15 protein-coding genes are annotated in these 19,656 nt (G+C 59.7%); 14 read left to right on the top strand and 1 reads right to left on the bottom strand.

Translation table 11 applies throughout. The features are described from left to right. Positions 1 to 555: 555 nt before the first annotated feature. From pilM to ACO9S2_RS13605, 7 genes are all read left to right on the top strand, one after another. Complete coding sequence (pilM, locus tag ACO9S2_RS13635) at positions 556 to 1,659, top strand: type IV pilus assembly protein PilM (protein ID WP_423722927.1); 1,104 nt, start codon at positions 556 to 558, stop codon at positions 1,657 to 1,659. Continuing rightward, positions 1,656 to 2,207, top strand: a complete 552-nt coding sequence (locus tag ACO9S2_RS13630) for a PilN domain-containing protein (RefSeq protein ID WP_423722926.1) — start codon at positions 1,656 to 1,658, stop codon at positions 2,205 to 2,207. The genes pilM and ACO9S2_RS13630 overlap by 4 nt, the downstream gene beginning before the upstream one ends. A gap of 3 nt (positions 2,208 to 2,210) precedes the next feature. Next, on the top strand, positions 2,211 to 2,852 hold the full coding sequence (locus ACO9S2_RS13625; RefSeq protein ID WP_423722925.1) for a type 4a pilus biogenesis protein PilO: 642 nt from the start codon (positions 2,211 to 2,213) through the stop codon (positions 2,850 to 2,852). A 64-nt stretch (positions 2,853 to 2,916) separates the two neighbouring features. Next, on the top strand, positions 2,917 to 3,495 hold the full coding sequence (locus ACO9S2_RS13620) for a pilus assembly protein PilP (protein WP_423722924.1): 579 nt from the start codon (positions 2,917 to 2,919) through the stop codon (positions 3,493 to 3,495). Then, positions 3,492 to 5,450 carry a type IV pilus secretin PilQ gene (gene pilQ, locus ACO9S2_RS13615; protein WP_423722923.1) on the top strand — a complete coding sequence of 653 codons (1,959 nt, stop codon included), beginning with the start codon at positions 3,492 to 3,494 and terminating at the stop codon, positions 5,448 to 5,450. Before ACO9S2_RS13620 ends, pilQ begins: the two co-directional genes overlap by 4 nt. Positions 5,451 to 5,796: 346 nt before the next feature. Next, a complete protein-coding gene (gene aroB / locus ACO9S2_RS13610) occupies positions 5,797 to 6,996 on the top strand; it encodes a 3-dehydroquinate synthase (RefSeq protein ID WP_423722922.1) in 1,200 nt (399 codons plus the stop codon). Beyond that, positions 6,962 to 8,224, top strand: a complete 1,263-nt coding sequence (locus ACO9S2_RS13605; RefSeq protein ID WP_423722921.1) for a GAF domain-containing protein — start codon at positions 6,962 to 6,964, stop codon at positions 8,222 to 8,224. Before aroB ends, ACO9S2_RS13605 begins: the two co-directional genes overlap by 35 nt. Positions 8,225 to 8,392: 168 nt before the next feature. Here the strand turns inward: ACO9S2_RS13605 and ACO9S2_RS13600 are convergent, their stop codons facing one another. Then, a complete protein-coding gene (locus ACO9S2_RS13600) occupies positions 8,393 to 9,265 on the bottom strand; it encodes a hypothetical protein (RefSeq protein ID WP_423722920.1) in 873 nt (290 codons plus the stop codon). A gap of 394 nt (positions 9,266 to 9,659) precedes the next feature. On the opposite strand from ACO9S2_RS13600, the gene ACO9S2_RS13595 reads away from it, so the two are divergent. From ACO9S2_RS13595 to ACO9S2_RS13565, 7 genes are all read left to right on the top strand, one after another. Then, positions 9,660 to 11,426 (top strand): NAD+ synthase, encoded by a 1,767-nt coding sequence (locus tag ACO9S2_RS13595; RefSeq protein WP_423722919.1) that lies wholly within the window; start codon positions 9,660 to 9,662, stop codon positions 11,424 to 11,426. A gap of 167 nt (positions 11,427 to 11,593) precedes the next feature. After that, positions 11,594 to 12,436 carry a DUF6733 family protein gene (locus tag ACO9S2_RS13590; RefSeq protein ID WP_423722918.1) on the top strand — a complete coding sequence of 281 codons (843 nt, stop codon included), beginning with the start codon at positions 11,594 to 11,596 and terminating at the stop codon, positions 12,434 to 12,436. 104 nt (positions 12,437 to 12,540) lie between these two features. Continuing rightward, a complete protein-coding gene (locus ACO9S2_RS13585) occupies positions 12,541 to 13,860 on the top strand; it encodes an ammonium transporter (RefSeq protein WP_423723110.1) in 1,320 nt (439 codons plus the stop codon). A gap of 110 nt (positions 13,861 to 13,970) precedes the next feature. After that, positions 13,971 to 14,309, top strand: a complete 339-nt coding sequence (locus ACO9S2_RS13580; RefSeq protein ID WP_423722917.1) for a P-II family nitrogen regulator — start codon at positions 13,971 to 13,973, stop codon at positions 14,307 to 14,309. After that, on the top strand, positions 14,306 to 16,990 hold the full coding sequence (glnD, locus tag ACO9S2_RS13575) for a [protein-PII] uridylyltransferase (protein WP_423722916.1): 2,685 nt from the start codon (positions 14,306 to 14,308) through the stop codon (positions 16,988 to 16,990). Before ACO9S2_RS13580 ends, glnD begins: the two co-directional genes overlap by 4 nt. 52 nt (positions 16,991 to 17,042) lie before the next feature. Beyond that, a complete protein-coding gene (gene glnA / locus ACO9S2_RS13570) occupies positions 17,043 to 18,452 on the top strand; it encodes a type I glutamate--ammonia ligase (protein WP_423722915.1) in 1,410 nt (469 codons plus the stop codon). 321 nt (positions 18,453 to 18,773) lie between these two features. Then, complete coding sequence (locus ACO9S2_RS13565) at positions 18,774 to 19,604, top strand: formate/nitrite transporter family protein (protein ID WP_423722914.1); 831 nt, start codon at positions 18,774 to 18,776, stop codon at positions 19,602 to 19,604. Positions 19,605 to 19,656: the final 52 nt, after the last annotated feature.

The following is a 19,656-nucleotide window of genomic DNA, read 5'->3' as shown; positions in this document are numbered from 1 at the left end:
ATAGGCCGAACTCTGAGTGAGGGCTTCGGCTCAGCCGCATCGTTTCTGAGGGAGGCGCAATGCCTGCCGGACGGGTCCTCAAGTTCGCCGTATTGAAAAAGTGTTGGCAGCAAGGCCTCAAGTTCACGTCGCGCTATGCCGACATGATACTAGAGCCTGAGACTGGGGATGCCCGATGAGTCGGTTGGCAGGCCGGGGGCTTGAGGGCATGCAGGTGTGGGGAATCGGATGGTGCTGAATGCGGGCAATTGGCAAGAAGCGGAGTCCCGACGCATGCGCAAGACATTGGTCGAAGAAGATTGTAAGTGTTTCCGATTTGAGATGTGAAATCGAAAGAAGTGTGGGATTTCTTGACAGGTCGGGGACATGAACTATACTTCGCTTGTGCATAGAGAAAAGGACGTACCTGTGGAGATGTCAGTCCCAAGAGGGGGCGTTGGGTTCCCCGCCGCGAGTTCGAGGCACTGGCAAATGCAGTATCCAAGGGCGTGTTGAGGAAATGCACAATTCGCTCGCGTTTAACCGATGGTCATGTAGAGTTGCTTGGTGAGGCTTATGCTCAGTTCATTCAAAAACATCTTTGAAGCCGATCTTGTCTCGCTCTTGACGCCAAAGCGTCAGCTTGTGGGATTGGATATCGGATCAAGCGCCATCAAGTTGGTCCAGTTGAAAGAGTCCAAGGGACGGTATGCCTTGCAGAAGTTCGGGATAAAGCCGCTTGAGCCTGAAGTGATTGTCGATGGAACGGTGATGGACGAGGGGCGCGTCGTGTCGGCCATCCGCGAGCTGTTCGATGAGTTGAAGGTCAAGAATAATCAGGTGGCGGTGTCGATTTCCGGCCATGCCGTGATCGTCAAGAAAATCAGTCTCCCTCCCATGCCTGATGAAGAACTCGAGGGGCAGGTCAAGCTCGCAGCCGAGCAATATATCCCGTTCGACATCAACGAAGTCAATATTGATTTCCATGTGCTCCCTTCCGCGGAGGAGAGCGAGAGCGGGGAGATGTCCGTAATTCTTGTGGCCGCCAAGAAGGACAAGATCAATGAGTTGACGGAGCTTGTGAAAGGCGCGGGATTGCTGCCGATGATCATGGATGTCGATGCCTTCGCCATTGAGAATATGCATGCCATAAATTATCCCATGGGGCGGGATGAAACGACTGCATTGGTCAACGTGGGAGCCAGCGTCATGAATGTGAACATCATACGCGGCGGAGTGTCGTTGTTTACGCGGGATATTCCTCTCGGCGGGAACCGGTATACCGAAGCCATTCAACGTGAAATGGGAATGTCGTACGAGGAGGCGGAGGAGGCGAAGAAAGGTCAAGATGCCGGCCATGCGGGAGTTGGGTCGATTGAACACGTCATGGACAGTGTGAATGGAGAAGTGGCCTCGGAAATCGCGCGCACGGTTGATTATTTCAAGACGGCCGCTCCCGATGTGGGGCTTGACCGGGTGCTGGTGTGCGGCGGTGTCGCGCGCACCAAAGGGTTAGTGCAACAGCTGGGCGATCATATGCATACGCCGGTAGAATTGGCGAATCCGTTCGGAGAAATCGATACGACGGCGGGCAGTATTGATCAGGACGAATTGGCGGCAATGGCACCGCTGGCTTCTGTGGCGGTCGGGTTGGCCTTGAGATTCGTGGGGGACCGATGATTCGCATCAATCTTCTTCCGGGGCCCAAAGGCCGAGCGGCAAAGCCTCAATATGATGTGCGGGCACAGGCGCTCTTGGGGGTCGGAGCGCTCCTGATCACTCTGGCGAGCTGCTGGTGGTACTCATCCGTGTTGGATGGCGAGATCGAAGCGCGGCAAGAGGATAAGCGGGATAAGGAAAAGCAGGTTGCGCAACTGAAAGAGCAGGTGAAGCAGGTTCAAGATTTTGAACAGAAAAAGAAGCTGCTGGAAGACAAAAATCGAATCATTGACCAGTTGGAGCAGTCCCGGGTGGGACCCGTCAAGGTGCTCGACTACGTCAGCCAAAGTCTTGAGCCGCTCAAGGTGTGGCTGATCAGCCTCAAGGTTTCAGCGGAGACCGTGGAGTTGGAAGGGCGCGCCCTCACGAACGACGATGTGGTCGAGTTCGTCAATAATCTCCGGCGGACGGACTTCTTTTCAAACATCAATCTTCAGGAAAGCCGGGCCGCAGTCGAAAGCAAGATCAATATTTACCAGTTCAGGATGGCATTTCGCCTGAAAGGCTGACGTATGGCCGTGCCAGCTCTCAATCTCGATATGTTGCGGAACATTCCGGCTGCTCAAAAGCTGGCCTTGTTGGGTCTGCTCGTCGGCGCATTGATCGCCGGGTTCTACTTCTATATTGCCGAGCCGAAATCGGCGGCCATCGAGGTCCTGCAGGCCGAGAATGCGCGATTGGATGGCGAGGTGCAGACGTTGACGATCAAGGTGAAGCATCTTGACGAACTGGTGGCTGCGAACAAGCAGCTTGAGATCGAACTGGCCAAAAAGAAGGAACGTCTGCCTCCGGAAGAAGAAGCGGTCATGTTGCTGAAGCAGGTGTCGGATCTCGGGGTGCGGCTGGGACTGGATATTAAGTTGTGGAAACCGGGGGCTCAGGCGGAAGATGCGTCCAAGCTTTTTGTGAAGATGCCGGTGAACGTCGAAGTGTCCGGTGCGTACCACACGGCGGCACTGTTTTTTGATCGCATCAACCGTTTGCCGAGGATTATTACGGTATCCGGATTGAGGATTGGATCTCCGAAGATGGATCAGGGTCGGGTTGTGTCACAAACGCAGTTTGACCTGGTGGCCTATGCGGCCCCGTCCCAGAAACAAGTCGCTGCCGTGCCGGCAGCAAATCTCGCAAAGCCAGCTGCGGCTGGAAAATAGAAATCGAGGAGTTATGCGAAGGTTCGGCTCGTGTCACCAAATATCCCGGTCCCGATATTGGCACATGGCTCTGCTCGGGGGGTGGATGGTCTGCGCCACGGCAGCGACGCCGGGCGTGTCGGCCGGCACTACGACACCTCCCAGCCAAATTAATCCTCTCCGGCAGGAGTCTATCAAGGTGGCGCCCGTTCAGGACATTCAACGGCCGCCAATGCCGCCTGCGATGAACGTGACTCCTCCGGAGGCAGTGAGTCCTCTTCCCGTGGACCTGCCGGCGGCTGAGACGGGGGTTGGGCTTGGTTACGATCCCTCGGGGCGTCGTGATCCGTTTGCCCCTGTGGTGCAGGAGCTCCAGCCTGGGAAGGTGGATGCCAACCTGCCTCCGCTTCAACGAGTCAATTTAACGGAGCTCAACCTGATCGCTATTGTCTGGGGCGCCTACGGATATACCGCGATGGTCCAAACTCCTGAGGGATTCGGCTATACGGTGAGGCGTGGGACTCGATTGGGGCAGAACAACGGCGTCGTCAGTGCGATTACGGAGCGAGGCATCATCGTGCAAGAGCGGTTTACCGATGTCTATGGCAAGAAACAGGAGCGGGAACACGTCAAGCTTCTCCATCCGAAAGAGGGCGTAGAATGAAAACACCATTTGTGGTTACGAACAAGTATGTCCTCCAGGCATGGTTCATGGGGGCCTTGGGCCTGATCCTTGGGGCTCCCACGGCGTATGCCGGAGAACCGGCACACGACGCCGGGGGAGAAGTGAGGGATCAGGAAGATCTCGCCGCCAGAAACGATCTGGCGGATATGCCGGCCCGAATGGTGACCAAGGTTGAGGTCCGTCCTGAGGGGAATCGGGTCACGGTGGTGGTGAAAGGCGACGGAAAGTTGTTTCACGATGCGAAACGGCTGGACGACAACCGATTGGTGGTGGACCTCGCGGCCGTATCGCATGCCCTGAAGACCCCGGTGATTCTCGGGCGGCACCCGCTGTTGAAGAGAGTCCGGATGGGCGACCACGCCGATAAGGTTCGACTGGTATTTGATCTCCTTGATCGCCCGGCTTCCGTGGTGACCTCTGTCGGCAGCGATATCGTGGTGACGCTCAAGCCTGCCGCAGCCGACCACGCGTCCTCCCTGGAGGCCGGCCCCGCCCGAGACATGGATTCCGATACGGTTCGTTCGGATGCTCTTGCGCGTGTGAACAACAGAGGCGCCATGTTTGTGGGGCTGTATCAGGGAAAGTTCAAGGCGCGAACGGTTCAAATGGCGGGAGACGCCACCCCATCGGATGATGTGCAGACGCAAGATGTTGTGGCGGGGCAGACCCGCTTTGTGGGGCGCAGGATCTCCCTGGATTTTCAGCAAGCCGATATCAGCAACATTCTCCGGCTGATCGCGGAGGTGAGCGGGTTCAATATTGTGGTGGGCGAGGGGGTCAAAGCCAAGGTGACGATGAAGTTGGTGAGTGTGCCGTGGGATCAAGCCCTCGATATGCTGCTGAAGATGAATGGGTTGGGCATGATTCGTCAGGGCACTATTGTGTGGGTTGACTCGCTGGCCAATCTTGCCAAGCAGCAGGATGAGGAAGCGAGGGCAAAGGAAGCGAAGGTCAAAGCGGAGGAATTGGTGGACCGGGTATTCTATATCCGGAACCTTCCAGCGCAGGAACTGTTGACCTCACTCCGGCAGTATCTCAGCCCCCGGGGGGTCATGACGGTCAGTCAAGGGAGTAATGCCCTCGTTGTGAGGGAGACTGAGACCAAACTCTCCATTCTGAAGCAACTGGTGGATGGCCTTGATTTGCAGGTTCCTCAGGTGCAGATCGAAGCGCGTATCGTTCAGGCGGACACGGTCTATGCGAGAGGCTTGGGGGTCCAGTGGGGTGTTCAGAATTCCGATTTTGGCCCCAACTCATTTGCGTTTGCCGGCAATGCCACCGGGGCGTTTGCCCCTGTGGCGGGTACCGGCGGCACGAATATTCCCAGAGATTTCATCGTGAATCTCCCCGCGCAGGTGGGCGGTCTCCCGGCGGTGCCGGCCATCGGATATCAATTCGGGAAGCTTGCTCCGGGGTTTGCGCTTGATCTGCGGCTCTCCGCCGGAGAGTTGCTGGGACTGACGAAGGTGATCGCCTCTCCCAAGGTCACGACGTTAGACAAGCGGGAGGCCAAGATCTCTCAGGGCGAGTCCATTCCATTCCAAACCACGTCGCTCCAAGGCACGCAGACGACATTTGTGGATGCGAATCTGGAGTTGAATGTCACGCCGCAGATCACGTCGAGAGACCCGAGGGAGGTCGGCAAGCAGATCATGATGAAAGTGCGCGCCACGCGTAATTCCGTGGGCGCACGAAGCAATCCTGCCGGACCCAGCATTGACCGGCGAGAGGCCACGACGCAGGTTGTCGTGCGCGACGGCGAGACGATGGTGATCGGCGGAGTCTTTGTCGATACGCAGGGCAACAACGTGCAGGGCGTTCCGTACTTGTCCCGTATCCCGGTGCTCGGGTGGTTGTTCAAAAATAAGTCGGAGTCTGTTTCAAAGCAAGAGCTGCTGATTTTTATCACCCCCTCGATCATGCGAGCGATTTAGGAGTTGAGGGGGCAGTCGTGATTTCAGTGGGAAAATCGGGATAGCTGCAGTACATGAAGCCGGTTGGACATCGACCCGTACCCGTTGCCGAAGCGGCAACGGGTACGGGTCAAGTGTTTTCTAGGCCCGGGCGTATATCTGGCCCGGCACTCGAGGAGGCAGGCGGGCATTTGCCGGGCGTCGATAACCTTTTAGTATTCTCAGCGCTGTGCTACCATCCCTCCAGCGTCGAGCCTGGTACACACTCGGGCTTATCTCAAAGATAGAACGGTCAGTGCAGAGAGGACTGTCCGGAAGGCGATGGATCATTCCGGGCCGCCCCTCTTGGCGGTCAATTGTGACGATCATGGCACACCAAGAATATGAGGTCCCCGTTTCATTGGGAGACCGGAGTTACAAGATCACAATCAGTCCCGGGCTTGTTCGGAAGATCGGAGTGAGGCTGCGATCGCTGACTACCCCCGGATTGGTAGGGCTTGTCACGGATCGGCATGTCGCGCGGCATTACCTCAAGCCGACGATCGCCAGGCTGAAGAGAGAAGGGTTTACTCCCGTTCCGATCATCCTGCCTCCCGGTGAAGGAACAAAAACATTCTCGACTATCGGCAAGATCCTTGATGTGCTCGCCAAGCATCGGTTTGAGCGGCAATCGTTTCTGGTGGCGCTCGGAGGGGGGGTCATCGGCGATCTCACGGGGTTTGCGGCTTCGATTTATCAACGAGGGATTCCCTTTGTTCAGGTCCCCACCACATTGGTGGCCCAGGTCGATTCCAGTGTAGGGGGGAAAACCGGCGTGGATCACCGATTGGGAAAGAATCTCATCGGCGCATTTCACCAGCCCCATGCCGTGTGGATTGACCCGCAGTTATTGAAGACGCTTCCGAAACGGGAGTGGGTTGCGGGGCTGGCGGAGGTCATTAAATACGGGATCATCGCCGACAAGAAGTTCTTTGCGTATCTTGAACAAGCCATGCCGGCGCTGTTGCGGCTTGAGCAGGAGGCGGTCATGCAGATCGTCAAACGCTCATGCGAGATTAAAGCTCGGGTGGTGGCTGAAGACGAGCGCGAGTCAGATCGGCGGAGAATTTTGAACTACGGCCATACCATCGGTCATGCGCTTGAAGCGCTGGGCGGTTACCGGTCGTTGATCCATGGGGAAGCCGTGGGAGTCGGGTTGGTGCTTGAGGCGGAGTTGGCGCGAGAGCAAGGCTATTGCGCTGATGAGACAGTGACGCGAATCAGGGAGTTGGTACGGGAGGCAGGTCTGTCAGATCGGGCGACGACGCGTTCAGCCGACAAGATGTGGACCGCCATGCAGCACGACAAGAAGGTCTCTCAAGGAAAAGTCATCGGTGTGTGGCCTGAAGCCATCGGTCGGGTCCGGATCGCGCCGCTTGAACGCCAGGTATTTTCGGACTGGTTCCGGGCTTCTCAGGGGCGGTGTAAGGGGGCGACGGAAGGCGGGGCCCTCTTCCTGTCGCGCAGCCGCGGGTCGATAGTCAGTAGGAGATATGGAAAACAAGAAGTTAGCTTCGGCACAACTTGAACAGGCGCTGCGGGAAAAAACCCGGGAGGTCGATGTTCTGCATCGCATCAGCGACTCGATCAGCAACACCCTCGACCTCGAAGCGGTGTTGCGGCATATCGTCGAGGTCGTCGTTGAGGTCACGAAAGCGGATGCCTGCCTGCTGTACCTCCTGTCCGACGGTCGGGATGAATTGATCCTGCGGGCATCGAAGAACCCGCATCCCCGCCTGATCGGCCGCATCACGATCGGGCTCGGCGAAGGGATCACCGGGTGGGTCGCACGAGAGCGTACCCGGGTGGTCATCCCGAGCAATGCCAGCGAAGACCCGCGGTTCAAATTCTTCAATAACCTTCCTGAAGATCGTTACCAGGCCTTTGTGTCCGTGCCGATTCTCGCGAAGAAGGAAGTCATCGGCGTCATTAACGTGCAGCACAAGCGCTCCCGCCGCTACCGCGAGGACGAACTCGCGCTCCTCACCACGATCGCGAATCAGGTCGGAGGGGCGATTGAAAATGCCCGGTTGTATGACCAGATGCGTAGAAAGGCCCTGCAACTGGAAACGCTGTCGCAGGTGTCTGAAACCGTGGCCTCCAACCGGATTATCGATGACACGTTGCAGCTGATCGTGACCATGACCGCGCAAATGCTGGGTTCGAAAATCTGTTCGATCATGCTGCTCGACGAAGCCAGTGGAGAGCTTCGTATCGCGGCCACCCAAAGCTTGAGCGAACAGTACCGGCGGAAGCCCAATCTGAAGGCCGGCCAGAGCATCAGCGGGCATGCGGTCCAGGAACGGCGGCCGATTATTGTGCCGGATGTGACCAAGGAACGGGATTACATGTATCCCGACCTGGCGGTGAAGGAAGGCCTGTGCTCACTGCTGTCGGTTCCGATGATGATGCGGGATAAGGCCATCGGCGTGATCAATAGCTACACCTCGGTCCCGCACAACTTCACGGCCGAAGAGGTGAAATTGATGCAAGCGATCGCCAATCAGGCGGCGATTTCCATCGAACACACCACCTTGCTGGAAAAGTCCTTTGAAATGCAGGAAGCCCTCGCGGTGCGAAAACTCCTGGATCGCGCCAAGGGGTATCTCATGCGATCCCAAAAACTCACTGAAGAAGAGGCCTTCAAGCTTATCCAGCGACAAAGTATGGATTTGCGGAAGTCCATGCGGGAAATCGCCGAAGCAATTCTGCTCGCCGGGGACATCCAGGAGCGAGCCGAAAAGCGCGGGGCGTAGGCCGGTGCAATCTTCAGATACATTTGAGCGCCGATGAGCCGGGTCGTCGAAACGTGCTCGGTGTCGAACTTACGCTTCTGAGCCCCCCTGTGGCGACTTGTCTTGAGATTTGCCGTTGAGCCTGCCGCAGCCTTGATTCGGAGGATCCCCCAAGCTACATCCCTGTCGCTATCGCGCGTTTTTCGGCCTGGCACCCGGTTGTGAGGCGGATTGTTGCTCTTGGAGTTGTTTCTTCAGCGCTTCGAGCTCGGCTCGCAACGCTTCCAGCTCCTGCGCCTGTTTGTCCACGGCGGCCTTCATGTCCGGGGTGGTCTCGGTGGCCTGAGGAGCAGGGCCGGCAGCCGACCCTGGTATGGCTATGGCGGGATCCGGTGAGGGCGGGGCAAGCGGCAGGACCGAAGGCAGTTTCGCCAGCAGTTCGTAGGCGAGCGAGACCCTGGGCTGATCCCGTTCAATCTCCATCCAGGTCTGCGGTGTGGCCGAGGGAACTTGGAAGTCACTCGGCTCGAACGACAGGGCGTAGATCGAGAGTTGCTCGTCAGGCCGCTCGGCCGGCGCATGGTAGTGGGTGAACGCAATGTGCATCACCGGTCCGTCTACGTAGAGCGTCCCATCTGTCACGTCGTTCCCGCTCCCGACCTGAAACTTGACCCGCTGATCCGGATGCGCCCGTTTGAGCGCGCCGGCGACGGCCGGGCTCAGGAAGGCAACCTCCCGGGACGAGAAGACAGGCGTCGGTTTGATCCCACGAGGGTTGCCCTGGTTGTCCGCGGAGATAATGCCGACATGAAGCCCCGTGAATATTTTAGCCAGGATATCAGGATCCAGAGTCGCCGGATGGCTGGCCTTGAAGGACTTGAGGGGACCGCTATAGCGGACGGTTGCGCCTCTGTTGGAGAGCTGTTGCAGATAGACGGCGCCCACCGCACTATCGACGACCAAGGTCTGGTCGGAAAACGCTCCGCATCCCGAGCAGAAGAGTAGCCCTGCCAGGATGAGCGGGAGCGCAGCAGTTCGCTTGCGAGGGGAATGCGTGTTCATAGTGCCCTTTCAGAACGGCAGTCTAGCACAGGCATGCCGGCGAATCCCCGGGAAAACCGATAAATGGCTGTAATCCCCATTGACAGACCAACGGTGGCATTGTTATAAGTCTGCCCATCATTTTCGGAGACAATGGAGTCTCCAAGCTGTACCGATTGCGTTAGGCGGACAATGACGTCCTCCGGCATTTTCCCCCGTTTATGGGAAGGAAAGCCAGAGGGCGTTTTTTTTTGCTCGGGTTGGTGAGAATGGCCCCCAACTTCGTTCCCGGACACTCAACCCACTCAACGTACTTCAAACAGTACGCCTTGTGGATTTCGCGTCCTGCGGCCTCGGCGGGCTGCCATTCTGACCAATCCGGTGTCGTGCGCGTCACGTTGCTCAGGGAAAATTGATGCGCATTCTCCGCATCGCCATGGCTCAGATGAATCCCACGGTCGGCGATATTGCCGGGAATACCCGTGCGATCAAATTGTGGATCAAGGAAGCCCGGAAAGCCAAGGCCGATGTGGTGGCCTTTCCGGAGTTGGCGGTGACGGGCTACCCCCCGGAAGATCTGCTGCTGAAGTCGCGGTTTGTCGCGGACAATCTGCGGGCGCTTGATGAGATTGCCAGGGAGTGCCGGGGCCTGCTCGCGGTGGTCGGCTATGTCGGACAGGGACAGGCCGGCGAGATGAAGACCCGTCGTCCGGTGGTCGCCGCGGGGCAGCATGAGTTGTCGAACGCCGCGGCCGTTCTGAGCGAGCGAGGGATGATGGCCAGCTACAGCAAGTGGATCCTCCCGAACTACGGCGTCTTCGATGAGAGCCGCTATTTCCATCCCGGCCGGAGGTTGCCGCTGATTAGCCTTCGAGGGGCGACGATCGGGGTCAATATTTGCGAAGACATCTGGTTTCCAGACGGGCCGACCCGCGTCCAGGCTGCTGCAGGGGCGGAAGTCATCGTCAACATCAATGCCTCGCCGTTTCATATCGGCAAGAGCCGGACCCGAGAGCAGATGCTGGCGACGCGGGCACGGGAGAACGGCGTCATCGTGACCTACACAAATACGGTGGGTGGGCAGGATGAATTGGTCTTCGACGGCAACAGTCTCGTGATCGATCAGACCGGGGCGGTGATCGCGCGGGGAAGGGCCTTTCAGGAGGATTTTCTCCTCGTCGATGTGAATGTCGACGCCGTGGCCCGCCAGCGGATGGCCCAGCGGCGGACGAAGGCTCTTGGCGGCAAGCTGGCTGGCGCGCTTGAACGGGTGACGGTGAAATTGCCCGCTCCCTCGAAGCGGATCAGGGTGGTGCCGTCTCTCCAGAACCCACGGGAAGAATTGGCGGAAGTGTATGACGCCCTCGTGCTCGGCGTGCAGGACTATGTCCGCAAGAACGGATTCAAGAAAGTCGTGATCGGCTTGAGCGGGGGGATCGACTCTGCCTTCACGGCAGTGATTGCGGTTGATGCGCTCGGTGCCGAGAACGTATTGGGGCTGTTCATGCCCTCGCCCTACACCGCTCAGGCGAGTGGGGAGGACGTCGCAGAATTGGCTCGCCGCCTTCACCTGACTTACGAGACGATTGCCATTACCCCGGCGTTCGATGCCTATCGGCAGTCGCTGGCCGCGTCGTTTGCCGGACGGCCGGTGGATACAACAGAGGAAAATCTCCAGGCCCGTATCCGCGGCAACTTGCTGATGGCCTTCTCCAATAAGTTCGGCCATCTGGTGTTGACCACAGGGAACAAAAGCGAGATGAGCGTCGGCTATGCCACCTTGTACGGGGACATGGCGGGCGGTTTTGCGGTGATCAAGGATGTGCCCAAGACGATGGTGTATGACCTGTCCCGGTTGCGCAATGCCATGGGAACATCGGCGGTGATTCCCAAACGCGTCCTGGATCGGGCGCCCACGGCGGAACTGCGGCCGAACCAGAAGGACGAGGACAGTCTGCCGCCCTATCCGGTGCTGGATCCGATTCTCAAGGCGTATGTGGAGGAGGATCGCTCGCTGGAGGAAATCACGGCGATGGGGTTCGACCGGGCGGTCGTGGCCAGGGTGATTGCACTGGTCGACCGCAGCGAATACAAGCGCCGCCAGGCGCCGATCGGGATCAAGATCACCCATCGCGCGTTCGGCAAGGATCGGCGGATGCCGATCACAAACGGCTATCGATGACAGTGTGAGTGTCGCAGAGAGGCTCCGCGGGACTTCTCTGCTTGGGCGGACGGAGGCCGACAAGGGCGTCGGTCATCTTCGCTGGCAATGGCGCCAGAGATTCTAGGCATGTCGGCCTCTCTCTGAGAGGCTGACGGGATAATGGAATTTCATTCTCTGGAGGTGCCATGCAAAAGCGAGTGCGACAGAATGTACGAGGATGGGTGTTTGGAGTTGTCTTAGGGGTTGGTCTTCTTGCTCTGTTTCCCTCCAAGTCTCGCGCCGGCGTGACGGACGATCTCATGGACCAGACGAAGCATCCCGTGGCCGTGACGATGGCGCTGCAGGCCGACAGCTTCTTCGGATTCAATCCTGCTCTATACGGCACCTACGGATTGACTAAGGATGTGGCGTTAGCTTTCAGCACCACCTACTGGACTAATATAGGCGGCGTCGGAGCGCATGACCAGAATCCCTGGCTCGAATTCGATCTGGGGCTCAACGCCACCTTCCTGGATAAGCGGCTTTCTATCACGCCGATGATCGGGACCGTGCACGGGATGTTGTTGTCGAGCCGTGCGGGGTCGTTCAGCAAAGGCGGCAGCAATGTGAACGCGCGCACCACAGCGTTCGACGGGTGGGTGCCGAGTCTGACGGCGAACTATCTCGATAACCGGTTCGAGGGCGAGTTTTATATGGGCTATTATAAGTCCGGCAGGACGGACGGCACGGTCCCGGAGACCCCGAATCCGGGCCGCGCCGACGGCAGGACAGGGACCTGGGACTTCCTGCACTATTGGGTGAATGCCGGCTATCGGGTGAATAGCATGTTCTCGTTCGGGTTGCACTATGAGCATCTGTTGAGCACCCGCGATAACAGCGCGGCCTACGCGCAGCAGGACTACTACCGGTGGCTCGGTCCCTATGTGGAAATGAAGTTGGCGGGAGGGATGGCCTTCCGGTTTACCGCGGGCCATGACTACGGCGACAACGAGGATTTCTACAAGCTGAAGTTCACGAAGACGTTCTAACTGTTGGGCCAGGGGCACGGGCGGGGGGCGAGAGGACGAAGCCATCCTCTCGTCTCCGGCTCCGGCCCTCTTGCTTCTCAATGCAAAGGAGGCAGATCGTGGCCATGGAAAAACGGTTCGCCGCCCTGCTCGGTGCAGGGGCGGGATTGTTGGGTTCGTTGCTGATCGGCATTCCGGACGCCGGCGCGCAGGCGGCGGCCCTGAAGGTCGATACGGGTGACACGGCCTGGGTGCTCATGTCGTCGGCGCTGGTATTGCTGATGCTGATTCCGGGCCTGGCGTTGTTCTATGGCGGGTTGGTTCGCAGCAAAAACGTGCTGGGCACGATTATGCAGAGCTTCATGATTATGAGCGTGGTCAGTGTGCTGTGGATTGTGGTCGGCTACAGTCTCGCCTTCGGCCCCGATCACGGCGGTGTGATCGGCGGGTTGGAGTGGATCGGGCTGAGCGGGGTGGGCGCGGACCCGCATGCGACCTATGGGCCCACGATTCCCCATACCGCCTTCATGCTGTTCCAACTGATGTTTGCGGCGATTACGCCGGCACTCATTGCCGGCGCCTTTGCCGAGCGGAAACGATTTAGCGCGATGGTCTTGTTCGCCGCCCTCTGGTCGCTCGTGGTCTATGCTCCGGTGGCCCATTGGATCTGGGGAGGCGGATGGCTGGCCAGGATGGGCGCGTTGGATTTTGCCGGGGGCGCGGTCGTGCATATCAGTTCCGGCGCCGCGGCGCTGGTGTGCGCCATCGTTCTGGGCAAGCGGTACGGCTATGGCACCGATTATATGGCGCCCCATAACCTTCCCATGACCTTGCTGGGAACGGGACTCCTGTGGTTCGGCTGGTTCGGGTTTAACGGCGGGAGCGCGCTGGGTGCCAACGGCCTTGCGGTGTCGGCGATCCTGGCGACGCATCTCGCCGCCTGCATGGGGGCGTTGGTGTGGTGCGTGGTCGAGTGGGGGCATCGCGGGAAGCCGACAGTCCTCGGCGTGGCGAGCGGCGCCGTGGCCGGCCTGGCGACGGTGACGCCGGCGGCCGGCTATATCGGCCCGTTTTCAGCCCTCTTGATCGGCGCAATCGCTGGCCTGGCGTGCTATTTCGCAATTGTGTGGAAGGGGCGATTCGGCTATGATGACTCCCTTGATGTCGTGGGGATTCATGGTGTCGGCGGGATCCTGGGCATTCTCGCCACCGGCTTGTTTGCCAGCAAGGCGATCAATGCCGCAGGGGCCGACGGGCTCTTCTTCGGCAACGCGGCTCAGTTCGGCGTGCAGCTGCTGACCGCGGTAGTCGTCGCCGTCTTTTCGGCGGCGGGTACGTTCGTGTTGCTGAAGCTGGTGGGCGGGATGACGGCGCTCCGCGTCGCCCCCGAGGAAGAGGCGACGGGATTGGACCTGAGCCAGCACAACGAACGCGCCTATTCGTAAGCGAGACGAACAGCGGTCGGCAATGAGCCGTCAGCGAAGAGGGACGGGCAGGTTCCGGATTGCCGACCGCTGACGGCCGGGAGCGGTCGGCTTTTCTAGGAGGAAACGACATGAAATTGATCGAGGCGATTATCAAGCCGTTCAAACTCGATGAGGTCAAGGACGCGCTCCTCGAGATCGGCGTTCAAGGGATGACCGTCACCGAGGTCAAAGGATTCGGCCGTCAGAAAGGTCACAAGGAGACCTATCGCGGGCAGGAATATACGATCGAGTTTGTGCCGAAAGTGAAGATCGAGGTGGCCGTGCCGGACAGCCAGGTCCAGCGGGTGCTCGATACGATCACGCGCACGGCCAAGACCGGCAGCATCGGCGACGGGAAAATCTTCGTGCGCGATCTGAGCATGGCCGTCCGGATCAGGACGGGAGAAACGGGGGACACCGCGTTGTGAACGTCTCGTCCGATCAAAAGGTCCTGGCCCTCTCGGATGCCGATCCGGCGTCGCTGGGATCCATGCTGGCCGAGCAGCGGAAGGCGATCACGCAGTGTCTGATGGAGGGGGCGTCGGGATCCGATGTGGTGGCCGCACAGACGGACCTGGCCGACGCCTTGATCGTCGGCCGGTATCGGATCGCGGGGCGTCACGGCGGCGAGGCGATGATGGCCGCCGCGTTGCAGCAGTGCTGTCTGGTCGCCCTCGGCGGCTACGGCCGTCGCGAACTCTCGCCCTATTCGGACATCGATTTGATGATCCTGTTCCGTCCCGAGGCCGCGAAGATTGTGCCGGAGTTCGTCCGGCAGGTCCTCCACCCCCTCTGGGACATCGGCTTTCAAGTTGGCCACAGTGTCCGCACGATTCAGGATTGCGTCAGTCTGGGATTGAGCGATGCGACGGTACGCACTTCCATGATGGAGGCCCGGTTCCTGGCGGGCAACGCCCAGCTGTTTCAGGAGTTTCACTCCGTCTACGTCCGCAAAGTGGCGACGACGGGTGTCGATAAATATCTCGAGCAGAAGCTGGCCGAGCGCCGCCGGGAATATGAAAAGTTCGGCGAGACGGTCTACCTTCTGGAACCGAATGTGAAAAAGAGCCAGGGCGGGCTGCGCGATCTGCATCTGTTGCAATGGGCGGGAATCGCCCGCTATCAGGCGTCGACGATCCGGGAACTGTCCGATCGGGGTATCCTCTCGCGGCAGGACTACGCCACCGTCAGCGAGGCGAGAGAGTTTCTGCTGCGCGTGCGGGGCTTGCTCCATGTGCATGCCGGGATGGCGCAGGAAATCCTCTCCTTCGACGAACAGGTGTGGCTGGCGGCCCGGTTCGGTTTCGAAGACCGGCCGCATCTCCTCGCCGTCGAGCAGTTCATGCAGCAGTATTACCGGCACACGATGGGGCTCCATGAGGCGACGATGCGCTTCGTCGGGCGGTGCAAGTCGCACTCGCTCTGGGAGCGCATGACGCAGTGGCTGCCCCTCCCGAAGGTGGACACCTATTTTGTGCAGAACCGGGACACGCTGACCGTCCCCCCTGACTTGCGCCCGCGCGTCCTGGAGAGTCCCGCGCTGCTCATGCGGCTCTTCGATCTGGCCCGGTCGAAGCGGCTGTCGATCGAATCCTCTCTCCTGGAAGACATTCACCGGCATATGGAAGGCCTGTCGGATGAGGGATTTCAAACACCGGAGGCCAGCCTTACTTTCCGGCAGATTCTGGCCGGCCCCGGCACCGCCAAGACGCTCGAAGCCATGCATCGCGCCCATTTGCTGGAAAAACTGGTTCCGGTCTGTTCGGCGGTTCGCGGACTCATGCAGTTCAATCAGTACCACAAGTATACGGTCGATGAGCACAGCCTGCTGGCCGTCGCCAAAGTCGAGTCGTTCGCGCAGGATCAGGGCATGCTGGGCGAAGTCTATCGGGAGATCAAGCGGAAGGATCTGCTGCATCTTGCCGTCTTCCTCCATGACCTGGGCAAAGGTCAGGAAGAGGATCACAGCGAAGTCGGGCGACGGATCGCCGATGACGCGGCGACGCGCTTGGGGTTCGACGAGGCCGAGCGCCGGACCCTCGTGTTTCTGGTGCATCGGCATTTGATGATGGCGCATACGGCGTTTCGCCGCGATCCCAACGATGAACAGGTCGTGCTACCGTTTGCCAGAGAAGTCGGGACGCCCGAAGTCTTGCGGAAACTGCTGGTGCTCACGGCCGCCGATATCGCAGCCGTCGGTCCCGGGGTGCTCACCAAATGGAAAGAGTCGCTGCTGGTCGAACTCTATGTTCGGACGATGCAGGAGGTGTCCGGTGAGCGGGAGGCCGCTGATGCGCCGGAACGGCTGAAGCGCATTGCCGCAGACGTTCTCCTGCAACCGGTATTGCGCGCCCAAGTCGAGATTTCCCAGCCCTGGGTCGAAGCGCAGCTGCGCCAGTTTCCCTTGCGGTATGCCTACGGGACGCCGCCGGCGCGGATCGCCGCCCATTTGGCCACGATCCGGCGGTTGAGTCCCGGAGAGGTCCTGGTCGATGCCGAATTCAATGGGGCGCTCGGGACCTGCGAATATGCCGTGGTGACGTTCAACGACGTGATTCCGGGGATCTTTTCGAAGATCGCCGGGGTGATGGCCGCGAACGGGCTGCAGATTCTCGATGCGCAGATTCTGACACGGCAGGACGGCGTGGTCGTGGATACGTTCCAGGTGAGCGACCCGGACTACAGCGGGGCGCCGCCGGACGAACGTCGTGAGGCGATCGGGGACATGATCCGGTCCGTGCTGCAGGGCAAGGTGCCGGTCGAGGAGGTCGTCAGGCGCGGCACGCGGCTGTCGGCCTTGCGCCCGGCCGTTCCGGCGGGCAAGGCGACCGAGGTGCGGATCGACAACGAGACGTCCGACCGCTATACCATCGTCGATGTGTTCGCCGACGACCGGCAGGGGTTGTTATACGTGATCACCAATGCGATTTTCCGGCAGGGCCTGTCGGTGCATGCGGCGCGGATTTCCACGCGGCTCGACCAGGTCGCCGACGTGTTCTACGTGACGGATGCCAAGGGCGGAAAAATCGAGCAGCCGGAGCAGATCGAACGGATTCGTCAGGGAGTGTGGCAGGAGATCGAGCAGTTTTTGGATGTGAAGGCAGCATAACCGTGGTGAAGGTCTCACGCAGTTGGTGTGGGGATCCTGAAAGGAGGAGGGGATGAACGTTCGTGAAGTCTTAGAGTATGCGAAGAAGAACAAGGTTCAAGTCGTGGACTTGAAGTTTGTCGATCTGATCGGCACCTGGCAGCATTTTACGATCCCGATCGGGGAGTTGACGGAAGGGTTGTTCAAGGACGGGTCGGGCCTTGACGGGTCCTCGATCCGGGGATGGCGGGCGATCAACAACAGCGACATGCTGGTCGTGCCCGATCCCGCGACCGCCTGCCTCGATCCCTTTTGCGCGGTGCCGACCTTGAGCCTGGTCGGCAACGTCGTCGATCCGATCACGCGCGAGACCTACGATCGCGACCCCCGCTACATCGCCCAGAAGGCGGAGAAGTATCTCCAGACGACGAAGATCGGCGACATCTCCTACTGGGGACCGGAAGCCGAATTCTTCATTTTCGATCATGCCCGCTACGACCAGACGAACCACAGCGGCTACTATTTCATCGATTCCGAAGAGGGCGTCTGGAACATGGGCCAGGAGGGTGTCAACCTGGGCGGAAAGATCCGCAGCAAGGAAGGCTACTTCCCCGTGGCCCCGACCGACACCCAGCAGGACATCCGGACCGAAATGGTTCTGGAAATGGAGAAGGCCGGGATCGAGATCGAGAAGCACCACCACGAAGTGGCCACCGCGGGACAGGCCGAAATCGACATCCGGTTCGATTCGCTGGTGCGGACCGCCGACAAGATGATGATGTACAAGTACATCGTCAAGAACGTGGCGCGCCGTCACGGCAAGACCGCGACCTTCATGCCGAAGCCGATCTTCGGCGACAACGGGTCCGGCATGCACACCCACCAGAGCATCTGGAAGGACGGCAAGCCCCTGTTCGCGGGCAAAGAGTATGCGGGCGTGTCGCAGATGTGCCTGCACTACATCGGGGGTATTCTGAAGCACGCGCCGGCCTTGGCCGCCCTGACTAATCCCACGACCAACTCGTACAAGCGGCTGACGCCGGGGTTCGAAGCGCCGGTGCTGCTGGCGTATTCCAGCCGGAACCGGTCGGCCGGCATCCGTATCCCGATGTATTCGCCGAGCCCCAAGGCGAAGCGGATTGAAGTGCGTTTCCCGGATCCCGGCGCCAATCCCTATCTCGCCTTCGCGGCCATGCTGATGGCCGGCCTGGACGGCATCGAGAACAAGATCAACCCGGGCGAACCGGCGGAGAAGGACCTCTACGATCTTGAGGCCAAGGAGGCGGCGAAGATCCGGACCATGCCGGGCAGCCTGGACGAGGCCCTGAACAACCTGGAGAAAGACCATCAATTCCTGCTCAAAGGCGGGGTCTTCTCGGAGGATCTGATCGAGGCCTGGATCAGCTACAAGCGGACCAAGGAAGTCGATACGATGCGGCTGCGTCCGCACCCGTACGAGTTCTTCCTGTATTACGATATTTAGAGATTCCCGGCCCATTGGAACGTATGGGTTGACGGATTCCCGGGAAGCATGCTACAAGCTTCCTACGAGCTAACTTGAGGCAACGGCGCTTCAAGCCTGCTCACAGAATCATGACACGGACAAAGGCGTCCGTCATTCAGGAATGAATGGCGGGCGCCTTTGTGTTTCAAGAGCAGTGGTGGGACGATGCCGTCTCACCGGAGGTGCAGCGGCACCTCACGAAAGGACGAAGGCGTCCTTGTTCCCTGGCGGGAATGAGGGCGCCTTTTTGTTTGTGAAGGCAACGGCGACGGGCATTCCACCTCAGCCAAGGAGGATACGATGCATCTCGCGGATCATGAGCGGATCGCCGGGCTGGCGAAGAAGAAGTTCGGATTTCTCGATCGGTCGTTGAGCGGCTATCTGCTGCTCTCGGTGATGGCCGGGGTGTATCTGGGATTCGGGATTGCGTTGATCTTCAGTCTCGGCGGTCCGCTGATGGCGGCCGGCTCGCCGGTCGTGAAACTGGTGATGGGGGCCTCGTTCGGGATCGCGCTGACCCTGGTGATTTTCGCGGGCTCTGAACTGTTCACGGGCAACAACATGATCGGCGCGATCGGCGGATTATCCCGCAGCGTCACCTGGTCGCAAGTGGTCCAATTCAATGTCTGGTCATGGGTTGGCAATTTGATCGGGTCGCTCGCCCTGGCCTGGCTGGTCGTGGAGTCCGGCGTGTTTGCGAAAGGGCCGACGGCGGAATTCATCGGGAAGGTAGCGGCGACGAAAATGTCGTTGCCGGCGTGGGAGCTGTTCATCCGCGGCATTCTCTGCAACTGGCTGATCTGCCTGGCGGTGTGGATGTCCGGCCGGACCAGCAATGACGCCGCCAAGATCATGCTGATCTTCTGGTGCCTGTTCGCCTTCATCGGGACGGGGTTCGAGCACAGCATCGCCAACCAGTCGTTCCTGGGGATGGCGTTGCTCCTACCGCATGAGGCGGGTATCAGCTGGGGAGGCTTCTGGTACAACCAGCTTTTCGTGGTCCTGGGCAATGTCGTCGGCGGCGGATTGTTCGTCGGAGGGCTCTACTGGCTGGTCAGCCCGTACCGGGTCGAAGCAGCGGAGCCGGTGACTGTTTCTGCGCCGGTGTCGCCGGCAGTGGTGCGGTCGTAAGCGGGGAGATCAGAGAGAGAGAGAGAGCAGGCTCACATTCACACGAGGAGAT

Origin of the sequence: Nitrospira sp. NS4 (assembly GCF_049546785.1) — a bacterium.
GTDB lineage: Bacteria > Nitrospirota > Nitrospiria > Nitrospirales > Nitrospiraceae > Nitrospira_D.
The sequence above is the reverse complement of the archived record's forward strand: the minus strand, read 5'-3'. Positions and strand labels throughout refer to the sequence as shown.

Bases quoted from the DNA above. Each gene is read 5' to 3' on its own strand.
- pilM (WP_423722927.1), top strand. From the start codon at position 556: ATGCTCAGTTCATTCAAAAACATCTTTGAAGCCGATCTTGTCTCGCTC.
- ACO9S2_RS13605 (WP_423722921.1), top strand. From the start codon at position 6,962: ATGGAAAACAAGAAGTTAGCTTCGGCACAACTTGAACAGGCGCTGCGG.
- ACO9S2_RS13590 (WP_423722918.1), top strand. From the start codon at position 11,594: ATGCAAAAGCGAGTGCGACAGAATGTACGAGGATGGGTGTTTGGAGTT.
- ACO9S2_RS13595 (WP_423722919.1), top strand. From the start codon at position 9,660: ATGCGCATTCTCCGCATCGCCATGGCTCAGATGAATCCCACGGTCGGC.
- ACO9S2_RS13585 (WP_423723110.1), top strand. From the start codon at position 12,541: ATGGAAAAACGGTTCGCCGCCCTGCTCGGTGCAGGGGCGGGATTGTTG.
- glnA (WP_423722915.1), top strand. From the start codon at position 17,043: ATGAACGTTCGTGAAGTCTTAGAGTATGCGAAGAAGAACAAGGTTCAA.
- ACO9S2_RS13600 (WP_423722920.1), bottom strand. From the start codon at position 9,265: ATGAACACGCATTCCCCTCGCAAGCGAACTGCTGCGCTCCCGCTCATC.
- ACO9S2_RS13620 (WP_423722924.1), top strand. From the start codon at position 2,917: ATGGCTCTGCTCGGGGGGTGGATGGTCTGCGCCACGGCAGCGACGCCG.
- pilQ (WP_423722923.1), top strand. From the start codon at position 3,492: ATGAAAACACCATTTGTGGTTACGAACAAGTATGTCCTCCAGGCATGG.
- ACO9S2_RS13630 (WP_423722926.1), top strand. From the start codon at position 1,656: ATGATTCGCATCAATCTTCTTCCGGGGCCCAAAGGCCGAGCGGCAAAG.
- ACO9S2_RS13625 (WP_423722925.1), top strand. From the start codon at position 2,211: ATGGCCGTGCCAGCTCTCAATCTCGATATGTTGCGGAACATTCCGGCT.
- ACO9S2_RS13565 (WP_423722914.1), top strand. From the start codon at position 18,774: ATGCATCTCGCGGATCATGAGCGGATCGCCGGGCTGGCGAAGAAGAAG.
- aroB (WP_423722922.1), top strand. From the start codon at position 5,797: ATGGCACACCAAGAATATGAGGTCCCCGTTTCATTGGGAGACCGGAGT.
- ACO9S2_RS13580 (WP_423722917.1), top strand. From the start codon at position 13,971: ATGAAATTGATCGAGGCGATTATCAAGCCGTTCAAACTCGATGAGGTC.